The organism is Halomonas sp. DP8Y7-3 (assembly GCF_019801675.1).
GTDB classification, from domain to species: domain Bacteria; phylum Pseudomonadota; class Gammaproteobacteria; order Pseudomonadales; family Halomonadaceae; genus Halomonas; species Halomonas litopenaei_A.
In genome coordinates, this window is sequence record NZ_JAHVIO010000003.1 from 410673 (window position 1) to 424765 (window position 14093).

The 14093-nt window shown below is 61.6% G+C and carries 11 protein-coding genes; 2 read left to right on the forward strand and 9 right to left on the reverse strand.

Translation table 11 applies throughout. The features are described 5' to 3' along the window. Positions 1 to 49: 49 nt before the first annotated feature. The 4 genes from KUV86_RS04125 to KUV86_RS04140 are packed head-to-tail and all read right to left on the reverse strand — an operon-like array spanning position 50 to position 5282. On the reverse strand, positions 50 to 1354 hold the full coding sequence (locus tag KUV86_RS04125; RefSeq protein WP_206942958.1) for a fimbrial protein: 1305 nt from the start codon (positions 1352 to 1354) through the stop codon (positions 50 to 52). After that, positions 1351 to 3966, reverse strand: a complete 2616-nt coding sequence (locus KUV86_RS04130) for a fimbria/pilus outer membrane usher protein (protein ID WP_222483701.1) — start codon at positions 3964 to 3966, stop codon at positions 1351 to 1353. The genes KUV86_RS04125 and KUV86_RS04130 overlap by 4 nt, the downstream gene beginning before the upstream one ends. A 21-nt stretch (positions 3967 to 3987) precedes the next feature. Further along, positions 3988 to 4743 carry a molecular chaperone gene (locus KUV86_RS04135; protein ID WP_206942946.1) on the reverse strand — a complete coding sequence of 252 codons (756 nt, stop codon included), beginning with the start codon at positions 4741 to 4743 and terminating at the stop codon, positions 3988 to 3990. After that, positions 4740 to 5282 (reverse strand): fimbrial protein, encoded by a 543-nt coding sequence (locus KUV86_RS04140; RefSeq protein WP_206942944.1) that lies wholly within the window; start codon positions 5280 to 5282, stop codon positions 4740 to 4742. Before KUV86_RS04140 ends, KUV86_RS04135 begins: the two co-directional genes overlap by 4 nt. A gap of 453 nt (positions 5283 to 5735) precedes the next feature. Here KUV86_RS04140 and KUV86_RS04145 point away from each other — a divergent pair, with 453 nt between their 5' ends. Then, entirely contained in the window at positions 5736 to 7142 is a 1407-nt protein-coding gene (locus tag KUV86_RS04145) for a phospholipase D family protein (protein WP_261397531.1), read from the forward strand. A 91-nt stretch (positions 7143 to 7233) separates the two neighbouring features. On the opposite strand, the gene KUV86_RS04150 is transcribed toward KUV86_RS04145, so the two are convergent. The 5 genes from KUV86_RS04150 to KUV86_RS04170 form a co-directional block, all read right to left on the reverse strand. Further along, a complete protein-coding gene (locus KUV86_RS04150; RefSeq protein WP_222483705.1) occupies positions 7234 to 7671 on the reverse strand; it encodes a GFA family protein in 438 nt (145 codons plus the stop codon). Positions 7672 to 7812: 141 nt separating this feature from the next. Then, positions 7813 to 8292: a peroxiredoxin gene (locus tag KUV86_RS04155; RefSeq protein ID WP_222483706.1), complete on the reverse strand. Its 480-nt coding sequence runs from the start codon at positions 8290 to 8292 to the stop codon at positions 7813 to 7815. Positions 8293 to 8337: 45 nt separating this feature from the next. Continuing rightward, positions 8338 to 9045 (reverse strand): SDR family oxidoreductase, encoded by a 708-nt coding sequence (locus tag KUV86_RS04160; RefSeq protein WP_206942935.1) that lies wholly within the window; start codon positions 9043 to 9045, stop codon positions 8338 to 8340. Positions 9046 to 9250: 205 nt separating this feature from the next. Next, entirely contained in the window at positions 9251 to 10600 is a 1350-nt protein-coding gene (locus KUV86_RS04165; protein WP_222161943.1) for an MFS transporter, read from the reverse strand. A 568-nt stretch (positions 10601 to 11168) separates the two neighbouring features. Further along, positions 11169 to 11924 carry a murein L,D-transpeptidase catalytic domain family protein gene (locus KUV86_RS04170; protein ID WP_409995816.1) on the reverse strand — a complete coding sequence of 252 codons (756 nt, stop codon included), beginning with the start codon at positions 11922 to 11924 and terminating at the stop codon, positions 11169 to 11171. Between the two features lie 345 nt (positions 11925 to 12269). Here KUV86_RS04170 and KUV86_RS04175 point away from each other — a divergent pair, with 345 nt between their 5' ends. Beyond that, a complete protein-coding gene (locus KUV86_RS04175) occupies positions 12270 to 13991 on the forward strand; it encodes a murein L,D-transpeptidase (protein WP_261397532.1) in 1722 nt (573 codons plus the stop codon). Positions 13992 to 14093 lie beyond the last annotated feature (102 nt).

The following is a 14093-nucleotide window of genomic DNA, read 5'->3' on the forward strand; positions in this document are numbered from 1 at the left end:
TGCGTCAGGTCGTTTCTGCGTGAGAGTCCTGCGGGATGAGATGTCGGCATCACTTTGGTGCCAGGACGACCGTGGCGTGACCGTTGGCGGTGCCTGGCTCGACGTCACCGGTTTTTACATAGCGTGCCAGAAAATCGAGCATCAGAACTTCACCGCTGACCGCCTTCAGGTTGGTGTCGATCCAGCGGTAGGCGCTGTAGGCACTACCCTCCGGCGTGATCGGCAGAGGCGCAAGGCTGCCGCTGTGCAGCAGTTGTATACCGACGCCCTTGGCATTCTGTGCACCGCTGTCCAAAGCGAGAATGCCCGCATCTCCGCTCGGATCGTACTCATGAATGTCGCCCAGCACCGCCCATTCGATATCACTGTCAGTGTGGCACCAGGCTGAGACGTGTACTGGTGTGTCAGGCACGTTTTGCGGGGGCTGCCCGAGTTCAGTGAAGCGGTTGGTACCGACCTTGCCGAGCGAGACAGTCACATTGCTGAATCCGTGGCAGGGATTCATGCGCACCTTGAGGGGTTGGGCGAAGGTCAGGCCAGTGAGACTGAACAGGTCAGCATTGTGGGCAGGCGGGGTGCTGAGGTCATTCATCAGGGAAAGCAGACTGTATCCCTCCCAGGCCGCATGGGTGAGGGTGACGCCATTGACGCCAGGGTCGCCCGCCAGCTTGTAGAGGGTGACCTTGACGTAGAACGGCGGCATTTGACGCCAGTTGACCGCAAACTCGGCGTCTGGACACACGCTGGTCATCGGGGGATATCCCGCTGCGAGCCCAGTGCCGGCCTTGGCGTCTGTGCAGGGAATGCCATGCACGGGCTCGTCGAAGGGAAACAGGTTGAAGGCTGGATTGGTGTTGGTCCACTTGAAGGGCAGTGCCTTGCCTTCCACCATCAACTCTGTGGTGTAACCGACGCTGCCGCTTCCGCCCCCGCCGTAGGGATTGCCGGTGCCGCTATCGGTCATGACGTACATGCCTTCATCTGCTGCATCCGAGGTGATGCCAGGAATCGGCCAGTACCCCGTCGTCGCGGAGTAGTGCTGCCACAACAGCCAATACTTCACGGTATCTGGTGCGTACAGACAGCGAGCGACCCAGCCGCCGTTGATGGCATACAGTTGAGACGCGGGCAGTATGCCCACCCCGATGGGGGTGCCAATGGCCGTCGTGCTGTCCACCACGATCTCCGACCCGAAGTCGATCGGCAGGGGCCGGTTGTCCCATGGAGGGATGATTTCGAAGCAGTGCGCGCTTGCCCCGGGTGAAAAGAGGGCGGACGAGAGAGCCAGCAGCAGGCAGAGTCCTGGAAGCCAGCGACGGCAGAAAGGCAGGTAGCGGTGTTGAGGTGCCATCATCTCACGAGTTCCTGAGTCGGGTTGGGTGGGTGGGGCATACACTCCACTTCGACGATAGGGATGTCCGCGCTGCCCTTCGCAGGCATCACCCAGTCGGGCTTGGCCCAGCAGCGCTGGCCCTGGCCAAGCTCGACGGCCAGCACGCTTAGCGGAGCAAGGTCGCGTACCAGCAGCATGCCGCCAGCGCCGACTTGTCCAAGAGCTCGCCCGCCTGCCGTACTGACCTGGGCACCGAGTGGTACGCCACGCCCTTGCTGCTGCAATACCACGACCACCGGCTGCCCGGACTGGGTGGCAAACTCGATAGGCACCATGGCGCCCGCATAGGGGGCAACACGAACGTTGGTACGCTGAAACTCCACCGCGGTAGAAGCACCGCGAGGGTCGAGTTGAACGTCGTTGATGCGATAGGGCGACAGGAACGGCACCAAGGCCTCTCCGTCGCTATCCAGCGTAAGATTGGCGGCGTTGGTCACCCGTGCTCCGGCTCCGCCCTCGGCTCGCACCAGGCCCACGGTGTCGCCGGTGCTTTGGCCAAAGGTGATGCCATGGCGGTGCATCAGTACTGCGCCGTTGGCCCCAAACGACATCTGTTCGTAGTCATCACTGTGGGAGCCCGACAAGGTGTATTGTCCCACCGACGTGTTGGTGGACAGGTTGGCGCCGTAGGAGCGCTGATCGTAGCCGTTCCCCGTGGACTGGCTAGCGTGTATTCCGTAGGCCACGGATCTCTCGGCGCCCAGATTGCCGGATACATTCAGGTGGTGAGTATCGTTGCTTGCCGAGTCATGGCTGGACGACACCGTCATGCGAGGGGCAAAGGCGTTGTTGGATAGCGGCAGAGAAACGGAGACCAGCGCCCTGTTCTCGCTGTCGCGATCGTCGTTTTCGGTGCGCGATAGGCTCAAATTGACGCTTAGCCTGCCAAAGGTGCGTGTCAGGCCGAGTTGATAGGTCGACTCTGATCCGTCTCGATGCCAGTAGTCCGCCACGGACCCCGTAAATGACAGGCGGGAGCGCTCACCCAGTGGCTGGCTGATATTGAACTGCAGTCGGTTTCGCTGGCTGGCGTCGCTGTGGTAAACGCGCTCGTCGTACTGGTCATGTCCGTAGGTGGTCGGGGCGTCTTTCAGATAGGCGGCGTCGCTCAAGGACAGGTAGCCGGAGCTGGAGTAGCGATAGGCAGCCAGGTTGATATCGGTATCGCTGGTGATCAGGTGCCGACTGTAGGAGGCCTGCAGGCTCCAGCCATGGCGATCCTCATCGCGCAGGCGGGCATCCGAGTACTGGGCATCGACCCCCACGGCGCCGAAGCGGGTATTGAAGGCCGCGCCAATCAGCGGCGACCAGTAGTCCTCGCTGGCTTGCAGTCCGGTGTAACCGGTCAGGGCATTGTTCAACCCACGTCGATAGCCAACCTCTGCCAGCAGTGGAGCATCATCGATACCGTCGCTATTGAGCTGCCCTGCGGCCAGATAGAGCCTGGAGTGTCCGGGCCGCAGCAGTCCCGGCAGTGCTGCGTAGGGCACGCTGTAGCGCTCTATGCTGCCGTCTGCCTCGGTCACTTGAACGTCGAGGTCGCCTCCGTACCCGGTCGGGTAGAGGTCGTCGATGACGAAAGGACCAGGGGGAACGCTGGTTTCGAGCAGGCGCTTGCCTTGTTGAGTGATGGTGACCTTGGCCTGAGTGCGCGCTGTTCCTGTGACCACAGGCGCGTAACCGCGCTGGCTATCGGGCAGCATACGGGGCTCACTGGTCAGGGTGACGCCCAGTACCGGGACAGAATCGAATAGCTCGCCCCGGGTGTTGACCTCGCCAAGACGCAGCAGGCGTTGCTGGTCGGCCAGCGGACGCTGCACATAGTGGTGCAGACTGTCCCAGTCGACATGGCCCTGGTCATCCCGGGTGGCATTGAAGTCGCTGCGGTACTGCCATAGCCCTAGATTGGCAGCAATCGAGGCGCCCAGAAAGGTACTGTCGAAGTGCTCCCCATCAATGCTGGATCGATAGCTGTTGAAATGGTAGTTGGTCAACACAGCGGCCTCGCCGACGGCCCAGTGCTCTGCATCTACCTGGCCCCGAGGTCGTTGCTGGATCAAGGCCTGGGGCACGCTGAGTCGAGCGCTGAGGGAGCCGCGATCCAGCGTCAGGGTGATGCCAGACGCGACGGAGGCGGCGTCGATGTAGCAATCATCCAATGGCTTCGATAGGCAGCGCTGCTCGAGGGCTCGGCCAATCTCTCTATTCAGCGGGACTTGTTGCCAGCTCGACAAAGGCAGGCTAAGCGGTTGTTGCCCGTCTTGACTTTCCTCTATGCGCAACAGGTGGCGACCCAGCGATTGCTGGTTAACGCTCAGCTCAACCGAGTAGTCTCCCGGTACCATATAGTTGGCCTGGGAAAAGCGGCTGATGTCCAGGCTGGCATCTTCCAGAAATACCGGGTTGAACTGCACCTGGTCGGCGAAGGCGAGGCAGGGCAAGACCCACAATCCCAGTGCCACGCAGGTAAGAGGTCGTGCCCGCCGTTGCCGGTGAGGACCGCGGCAGTGTGCTGCCTTGATGGGCATCCGCTGAATCAGATGTGACCAAGGCGGCAGGAGTCGTGTTGTCATGGAACACACGCCTGATCAGTGTTATTCGAGCTCCGCCTGACGAATCACCACGGCGCCATAGTCATTGACAGCCTGGTACCACAGCGATGTGTGGTGAGCGTCAGCAGCGGTCATTGGCCAGCTGGCCTGGCTGTGAGGGGCGATCATGTCCAGCGATATATCCGTCGTCGCTGGATCCTGTTGCCAGGATGCCGATAGCAGAGAGACGTGCACGTCGCTGGGATTGGTGCATTCCAGCAAGGTCTGGCCGTCACGTTTCAGGATCCGCCACTGGAGTCCTGCAATCGCTGCTGTCGCACTGACCTCCAGGTCGGCGGGACGATAGAACAGCTTCAGGCGCGTCAGGATGCCGAGCTGCAGCAGATTGCTGGGTTGCTCGGACATTGGCGGAACTTCCTTGATGTTGAGCCAGTAGAGCGATTCCTCCTGGGTCTGGGTCACCGGACGAATGCGCAGAATGCGCAGTGTCTGGCTTTGGCCAGGATCGAGGCGAAAGACGGAGGGGGTGACCAGGAAGGGCGAATCGGCGTCCCTGGCGGGGCGCGACCCAGCCACCTCGTCCGTCCATGCCTGGACCAGTACCGGCACGCTGTCCTTGTTGTCCAGGCGAATGGTCTGCTCGTGCAGGTCTTCGCTGTAGACCACGCGGGTACCGTTGATGGAGACGCTGGCCAGGGCCTGCGTAGCGGTCGACAGTGCCACCAGGCAAAGTACGGCCAGGCAGAGTAGACCGCTTGGTGCAGATCGCCAGGACCTCAACACGCCCATGGCGTTCATTGATAGATGATCTCGATAGCACCAGTGGCCTTCACCGTGCCGGCGGTAACGGCAGCAGCCGTGGATTGGTACCAGGCGGTGAGCGGAATGACTGTCGTGCCTGTGCCTGCGACGATATCGACAGGTGGCGTGCTGTCATTGTTGGCGGCCTTGACCCAGGCATCGTTGGCGTCATAGACGGCAATCCCCACGTTCTTGGCCGTGCTGGTGGCATCCAGCAGGAACAGGCCGGTGGTGGGATCAACCTGGCTGTCATCTCCGGTAAAGCGTACGGAGACTTTTTGTGCGCCGGTCGTTCCTGCCGTGCAGGTCAGCGCCAGTTGAAACGCCTTCTGGCCCGCCCGTGTGCCGGCGGCGCCAAAGGCTCCGGTAGAAATCTTTGGCAGGGTGACCGAGGTATCGGCGGTAGGAATGGTGCAATTGGCAGCGACGATTTCGCCATTGAAGGTAATGGTGCCATCGGCTGCCTGGGCGTTGAGCCCCGTGACCAGCAGGGCGGCCAGGCTGATGGGAGCGACGAGCGACAGGCGGGTAGACATGAGAGATCTCCTGAGAGGGAAGGAGCGCATGATGTACCTCGTTAGAGAGGGATCAGTGCGTTCAGAAGTCGTACATGTCAAAGAATATTAACTACAGGTAAATTAGTGTTGAGCTAAGTCAATTTTTGGTTCTTTCTTTATCTTTGGTTTCTCAAATGTGTGAATTTGTTAAGTTTGTCCTAAGACCTTAAGTAACTTCCAATGATGTAGGTGTGGATTGGAGCTAGAGAGAGGGATATAGAGGCGTTCTTTTAGGACTTTCGCTATTCTGTGCCGATCAACACAGGACACACGGATTCCATCATGCGCGCGTGGCTTCACTCGTTCAGGGCAGGTCTGATCTTGGCTTCGGCTATCACATTGACGGCGTGCAGTGGCCTTCCGTCATTGGAGGGGCGAAGCGAGACACGCTATCTGCCCACTGATGACGCACGACATACGGCACTAGGGGAAATGGTGTCCCCGTATGTTGACACTCATCCCGGCAAGAGTGGCATCCATCCGTTGCGCAATGCCCACGACGCCTTCGCCGCTCGCCTGCTGCTGGCGGAGTCGGCTGAGCGGACGCTGGACGTGCAGTACTACATCTGGCACGACGACATCACCGGCTCCATGCTGTATCAGGCATTGCTGGATGCGGCCAATCGCGGTGTGCGTGTCCGACTGTTGTTGGATGACACCAATACGGCGGGCCTGGACGACAAGCTGGCGGCTCTGGACGCCCACCCCAGCATCGAAGTGCGACTGTTCAATCCCTTTGTGGTGCGCTCGCCACGCCTGGTTGGCTACGTGACCGACTTTTCACGGGCCAACCGCCGCATGCACAACAAGTCGCTGACCGTAGACAACCAGGCCACCATCATCGGTGGGCGCAATATCGGTGACGAGTATTTTGGCGCGGGTGACAACGTGATGTTCGCCGATCTCGATGTGGTCGCGATTGGTCCGGTGGTCGAGCAGGTCTCTGCCGACTTCGATCGCTACTGGGCCAGTCAGTCGTCGTATCCGGCGAGTCGTGTCATCGATTCGGTGGGGCGTGAAGGGCTGGCGCAGCTCGAGCAGTCGCTGGCCGTCACCATGGGCTCAGACGATTCCAGGGAGTACCGGGAGCTTCTGGGTGACAGCCAGTTCATGTCGTCGATTCGGGAGGGCAGCCTTGAGCTTGTGTGGGCCAATGCCTTGATGGTCAGCGACGATCCGGCCAAAGGGCTTGGGCTGGCAGATGACGAGGACCTGCTGACAGGGCGCATTCGCGGGTTGCTCGGGCCACCTCGCGACACCGTACACCTGGTGTCACCTTATTTCGTGCCGGTAGAGAAAGGCACTCAGATGTTCGCCGACCTTGAAGCCCGTGGGGTAGAGGTCACCATCCTGACCAATGCGCTGGAGGCCACTGATGTGGCGGCAGTGCACGCGGGATACGCCAAGCGTCGTCGTGAACTGCTGGAAGCCGGCGTCAGATTGTTTGAGCTGAAGCGTGCTCCCGATGCGCCCGGGCGCAGCGACGCGGCAGGCCCCTTCGGCAGCTCCGGCGCTAGCCTGCACGCCAAGACCTTCGCGGTAGATGGGGATCGTCTGTTCGTCGGCTCGTTCAATTTCGACCCACGTTCTGCGCGGCTCAACACCGAGCTGGGCTTTATCATCGAGAGTCCCGAGCTCGCCCAGGAAATGGAGCGCGTGTTCAACACTGACGTGCTGGACAACGCCTATGAAGTAAAGCTGGACGAGGACGGCAGCATGTACTGGCTCGAGCGCACCCCGGAAGGGGTTGTGCGTTACGAGGGCGAGCCGAATGTCGGGGTGTTGCGGCGTGCGGCAGTGTCGCTGATCTCGATCTTGCCGGTGGAGTGGATGTTGTAACGGTACTGTGGCTGGATAGCGTTTGACCGGCAACAACGGCCAGCACCCTGCTGGCCGTTTGCGTGAAGGGACCCCGCGGTAGGGGCGTCATTCAGCCATCGCCGCCGAAGGCGTCAAATACCTCCTGGCCGGTCATGTCCTGAGTCTGGTTGCCAAAGTGGTACCAGGCTGGCTTCTGGTCGATGAAGATCTGGTGGTCGAAGTGCCAGTCCTGTCCCTGATCGACCAGCCCTGCCGGGATCGCGTAGTGCTGACCGTCTTTCAAACGGTAGAAGAGGTGGGTGCCGCAATGCCGACAGAAGGCGCGCTCGGCCCACTCCGAGGAGGCAAAGACGGTGATGGCGTCTTCTCCCTCCAGCTCGATGGGGCCGGCTGGCTCCACGGCGAACAACGGACCACCGCCCCAGACTCTGCACATCCGGCAGTGGCAGGCGGCCACCTGGTAGGAGGTCAGTGGCACCGTGAGCGTCACGGTACCGCACAGGCAGCTGCCACTGACGCGGTGGGATGGCGTTGATGCGGTATTCATGTCACGTGCTCCTGCAGGCGGGATGCCTCAAGCCTAGCAGAAGCACGTGGTGGGGCACGTCTGGACCGACGTCGGAATGCGGACGCCTACCGGCCATGAGAGCTGGCCTGCAAGCGCCCGTCGCGCTGGTGTCGCGGTGTCCTAGAGTGAGGCCAGCACCGTCTCCGCGCTCGACGCCTCAATCACGCCGCGCTCGGTATCCACGCCCAGATACTGCACCACGCCGTCGTCGACGATCATGGCGTAGCGCAGGCTGCGCACGCCCATTCCGGCGCCGCTGGCGTCCTTGTCCATGCCGATGGCTCGGGTGAAGTCTGCATTGCCGTCGGCAAGCATCGACAGCGCCTGGGCATTTTGATCCTGCTGCCAGGCGCCCATGACGAAGGCGTCGTTCACCGACAGGCAGGCAACGGCGTCCACCTTCTCCAGCAGCTTGTCGGCATTGACCACGAAGCCAGGCATATGGGTGTTGGAGCACCCGGGCGTGAAGGCCCCAGGAACGGCGAACAGAACCACCTTGCGTCCGTCAAACACGTCGCGGGTAGAGATGGCTTCCGGCCCCTTGGCGCCGTTGGTGTAGAGCGTCACATCTGGCAGGCGATCGCCGATGGCAATGGTCATGAAAGTACCTCAGGTCAGGGAAGTAAAAGGGGGATGCAGGGACCGTCAATCAGCGTCCGTGATGTCGTCCTGCAAAGGTGGGGTGGGACGCACGAGAATCTCGTTGACGTCTACGTGGCGCGGCTGGGAGATCGCGTACATCACGGCGTTGGCCACATCGCGGTCTTCCAGCGCGTACTCCGGCGGTTCGTCGAAAAATGGGGTGTCGACCATGCCGGGTTCTATCAGCGTCACGCGTATACCGCTGCCGCGAAGCTCCTCGCGCAGGTTGTAACCGATGCCTGAAACGGCCCACTTGGTCGCCCCGTACATGGAGCCAGGAAGTGTGGTTCTGCCTGCCGCAGAGCCGGTAAGGAGCAGGTGGCCCCGGCTGCGCCGCAGGGCAGGGAGGCAAGACTGTATGGTCAGCCCAAGCCCGTACACGTTGGTCATCAGCATGGCCTTCCACGTTTCCGGGTCTGCCGAGCTGAAGCCGCCAGGTGAGCCACCTCGGCCCGCGTTGGCAAACACCGCATCGATGCGGCCAAAGCGCTCAAGCGCTTCCTCGACCATCATCTTCTGGGCCTCGGGATCGGTCACGTCCATGCCAACGGTCAATACATTTTCGGGGCCCAGCTCCTGAGCAAGGGCCGTCAGGCTTTCCTGGGAGCGGGCTGCAAGGACCAGATGGTAGCCTTCCCTCGATGCCGCTCGTGCGGTGGCAGCGCCGATGCCGCTGGACGCTCCGGTGATCAGCAACACTCCTTCTCGCATCGCATCCTCCTGGTGGCTCGGCTCCAATCGCGTCGGTGCTCGTTTCAGCATGCGTGGCTCCGGCGCATGTTGCAAACCTCTGGGCACAGGGGACGTCTTTCAAGGGCAAGCGCAAGGACCAGGAGACACAGTAAAAGCCCGGCGCAAGGCCGGGCGGTCATGCAGTGACGTTGGCCGCGCCTCCAGGCAGGCGGGCCGGGACGACTCAGCGTAACGACAATGCGCTACCACGCTCGCCCTGGGCAGCGTCCTCGTAGGCTGCCGCTTCCGCGGCCTCCACTTCAGGGCTGAACCTGACCAGCAGGGCGCACAGGGCGGCCAGGATCACTGCGGCGCCCAGGTAAAACAGGCCCTGCTGATAGCTGATCGTCTCGGAGCGAAACAGGAATCCCGCGGCCACGGCGCCCGCATTACCACCGGCACCGACGATCCCCGCCACTGCGCCAAGAGCACGCCGATTGATGAAAGGCACCACGCCGAAGGTGGCACCCTCGGCCATCTGCACGAACAGGCTGAACACCAGCATCATGCCGATGGCCAGTGCCAGCACGTGCATCTGGGAGAAGAACATCAGCGCCACACCCTCGCACAGCAGCGCGATGAAAAGCCAGCGAACGCGGCCCTTGAGGCCAGCGTTACGCGCAAACAGATCCGAGAAGATACCGCCCATGGTACGTGCGAACAGGTTCATCAAGCCGAACAGACCGGCGATCATGCCGGCGGTGGCCAGCGTCAGGTCGAAGTTATCGAAGAAGTAGATGGCGGCGATGTTGTTGATGGTCAGCTCCACGCCGAAGCAGGCCGCGTAGACGACGAACAGTGCCCATACGCGAATGTCTCGAGCGGCGGCGCCGAAGGTGCTGGCCATGCTGCCTTCTCCCGACGCTTCCTCCAGTTCACCGCGGGCACGCAGCTCCTTGAAATTGCCGTCGGGGGCATCCTGGGTAAAGCGGTAGTAGCAGAGTCCAGCGATAAACATCACTACCCCGGGAACGACCATGGCCAATCGCCAGCCCAGGGTCTCGCTGACCCCCAGCATCAACAGCCCAGAGAAGATCAGCGGCATCAGGATCTGGGTGGTGCCGCCCCCCAGGTTGCCCCATCCGGCAGAGGTGGCATTGGCGGTGCCGACCACGTTGGGAGCGAACATCACCGACGTGTGGTACTGGGTGATGACAAAGGAGGCGCCGATGGCGCCAATGGCCAGTCGTGCCAGCAGAAAGGATTCAAAGCTGTCGGCGAAACCAATGCTCATCACTGGCAGGGCGCCAAGGCATAGCAGCCAGGTGTAGGCCAGCCTAGGGCCAATGCGATCACACAGAACGCCAATGGCCAGCCGGACAATGACCGTGATGGCGACCGAGGCAATGATCGTATTGCCTATCTGGGTCTTGGTCAGGCCGAGGTCGTCTCTGACCACCGCCATCAGCGGGGCGATACCAAACCAGCCGAAAAAGCAGAGGTGGAACGCGAACCAGGAAAAGTGGAAGGCTCGCATTTGCGGAGTCGAGAAGGAAAACAGGCGGATCCTGTTGGCCTTGTGGCGCAGATTCATGGAACAGTCCTCCAGGGTGGACGAACACGCGAACTTGTTTGGCCTTCGCCATTGAAGGTCGGGTCCGACGCACTCGTACCCCGAGGGGTCTGGTCCACGTCCGGCACACACTGGTTGATGCGAAGCAAGTGAAATGCCGGTGAAGGATAAGCGCAGCCTAATCAGTCGTTTGTGATTTTTTGCGCTGCTGGCGTGCAGGGGGTGGCGACCCGCGGTGCATCGATGCGGTGCATCATTAGCCGCCATGCATGGTCGGAGTGCGCCTTGCAGGTGCCCCCAGCGGGATGCTGGGCGCCTTGAGACGAGCCTATACCGCACTCGCCATGACGTGGATGTTGCTCGGCGAGATGCCATGGTCGCTGTTGGCTGCAGTGGGGTAGAGGAGGTAGAGCAGGTAGAGCAGGGGAAGAGAAGGAGAAGGAAGAGGAAAAGGAGGCTAGGGAAGGGAGGGCTGAAGAGGCATAGCGCTTCAGATCGAGGTGGGTGTCACGCGGGACAAGTGGGCCTGTGCGCCATCGAGAGCCACGGCACGGAGGCTCCGTGCCGTTGGCATCCAGGGCAGGCGTCATCAGCGCGACAGCGCAGCGACTTGCTGATCTCGACGTGGGCAGCGCAGGTAGGCGGAGCTGTTCAGCCAACGCTGGTCCGGATAGTAGGTGAACAGATACTGGTTGTCGCGAATACTGTTGATCAGCGGCACGGCGACCTCGTTGCGGACTGCCGGGCAGCCGTGGCTGCGACCGATTCGACCGGTTCGCTCAATGAATTCCTGGCTGACGTAGTCGGCACCGTGCATGACGATGGCGCGGTCGTAGGCGTTGTCGTTGACCCCCGGCTCCAGTCCTTCCAGGCGCAGGGAATAGCCATTGCTGCCGACATAGCTGTTCATGGTGCGAAACAGTCCGATGCTCGACTGATAGCTTTCGGGAATGTTCGAGAACATGCTGGCCACGGCGTCGCCAGAGTTCTTGCCGTGGCTCACCCATTCGCGAAAGATCAGGCGGGGCTGCTTCAGGTCGAAGACCCATAGTCGGCGTTCGGTGGACGGCAGCGAGAAATCGATCACGGCCAGGCGCTCTGCGTCAGGATCAGCGCAGTTGATGGCGCGAGCGGCGAGACTTAGAACCCCCGGGTTGGCCTTGGGTGCCAGGCGCGCCAGGGTCTGTTCGAGGGAGTTGTGGTTCCAGTGGTCTTCCCGGGTGGCGTCGCGAATAAAATCCTGAGCGCTGGCAGGAGCCGCAAAAATGGCGCACAGGGTCAATACTAGAGCATGGGTGAGACGTGTCTTCATGCGATGGTAGGGGGCTGAACAATGGGTCGACATGCTCATCAAGGCTCCGAGGACATACAGTGGCGTCGGTGGTGATCGTAGCTCGCTGTTCTGCTGCAGGCGTCGTGACAGGAGCCAAGAGACAAAGGCTGCGGTGGCCGGCCATGGCCTCGGTGCATTGCGCTATCTCAAGGCGACACGCCATCGCTGTCGCAGCGTCGCAAGGTGTCATGACGTAAGGTCGTGTAAGCGGTACGCTTAACTTTATGACGATACGCTGTCGTCGTGACACATGCTGTAAAACAGGTCGGGTCGGTGGAATACCGTACCGACGACTCTATTATGACAATACCGCCCGGGATGGCCAGTATTGACGTCAAGTTGCAGGGAGTTCAGGTCATGTTTAACCCAAATGTGGTACGGCGGCTAATGCCAGGGAAGGGCATTGCCGCAGCACTTTGTTACGCCATGCTGGTGTCTTCGGCGTGGGCGGCAGTAGACGGTGATGATGTCACCGGCGAGACGAGTCCTGCCGCGACGGGACTTTCGTCGGCATCCTCCACGGCGGAAGGGGGAAGCGTCGAGGAAGCGTTGCAAGATGTCGGCGGCGTAGTGCCAGGCCCACTTGCGGGCCGCCTGATCGGCGCATCCGAGATGGCCCAGCGCTTCTATGGACTGCGTGGCCAGCGCGCCGTGTGGACGGATATGGAGCGGGTAGATGCCCTGGTCGCGGCGCTGGAAGACCTGGATGACGACGGCCTGACGCCGCAGGATTATGCGCCGGCGGCATTGTTGAGCCAGGCTCAGTCCAGTGACCTGTCTACACCGGGGGCTTTTGAGGTCAAGGCAACCGAGACGCTGCTGGCAGCCATGGCACACCTGCAGCGAGGCAAGGTCGATCCGCTGAGGATCGATAACGACTGGGAAGTGGACGTCGATCCCCCTGCCTTTGACCTGGTGAGGCTTTCCCGTGAGCTGGACCGTGGCGATGTTGCTGCCGCCCTCGAGATGGCACGCCCTCCGTTCGAGCCCTATCGCCAGCTGCGCTCGGCTCTGGCGCGCTACCGCAACATCGAGCGCTTGGGAGGCTGGCCGCTCTTGCCTGCACGGGAAACGCCGCTGCGTCCGGGAGACCGGGACGCCGATGTGGCGCTGTTGAGGCAGCGCCTGGCCATGATCGGTGAACTGGAAGTGATGGCGGCAGATACTGCCCACTACCCGCAGCTTGATCTGCAAGCGCCCGAGGCGGAAGTCTACGACGAGCCCCTGGCCGCAGCGGTGCGTCGCTTCCAGCGGCGTCATCTGTTGACCGATGACGGGGTGGTCGGACCGAATACCCAGGCCGCGCTCAACATGACCGTGGGCACCCGCATTGACCAGATTCGCGCCAACCTGGAACGGGCACGCTGGCTGCTGCATGGCTTGCCTGAGTCCTTCGTGCTGGTGGATATCGCTGGGTATCGGCTGAGTTACTTTCGTCCCGATGGCAACGTCTGGCGATCTCGCATCGTCGTGGGTCAGCCCTACCGTCGGACGCCGACCCTGCGCTCCGAGATCACTCACCTGACCCTCAATCCGACCTGGACAGTGCCTCCCACCATCTATCGTGAGGATATCCTGCCCAAGGTGCGGCGCGACCCAGGTTATCTGGCGAGCCGGGACATGGTGGCCCTGTCTTCCTCCGGCCAGCGCCTTGATCCCTATTCCGTGAACTGGTCGAGCCCCGGTGGAGTGATGCTGCGCCAGGGAGCTGGACCACGCAATCCGTTGGGTCGGGTGGTGATTCGCTTCCCCAATGACCATCTGGTCTACCTTCACGACACCCCTTCACGGGGGCTGTTCAACCGTACCCAGCGGGCCTTGAGCTCCGGCTGTATTCGGGTGGAAGGGGTGGCTGAGCTCGCCCAGCTGTTGTTTGATGACTCCAATACGTCGGCTAGCGTCAGCCGCCTGATCGGCGATGGCAAGACCCGCAATGTGTCGTTACAGCGACGTATTCCCGTGGTGCTTAATTACTGGACCGTGCAGCCGGAGGCCGATGGCCACCTGGCCTTCAGGCCCGATATCTATAACCGTGATCGTGCAGTGGTCACGGCACTCGATGCTCCGGTGGTGCTGTAGCGGCCCTGCGCACACATCGTCTGTTGCCGGCCCCTTGGGCGTGTTTCCACGTTTCTCGGGGCTCGGCAAAAGGTGTATTGCAGTGACTTGTTAGACGGGTAA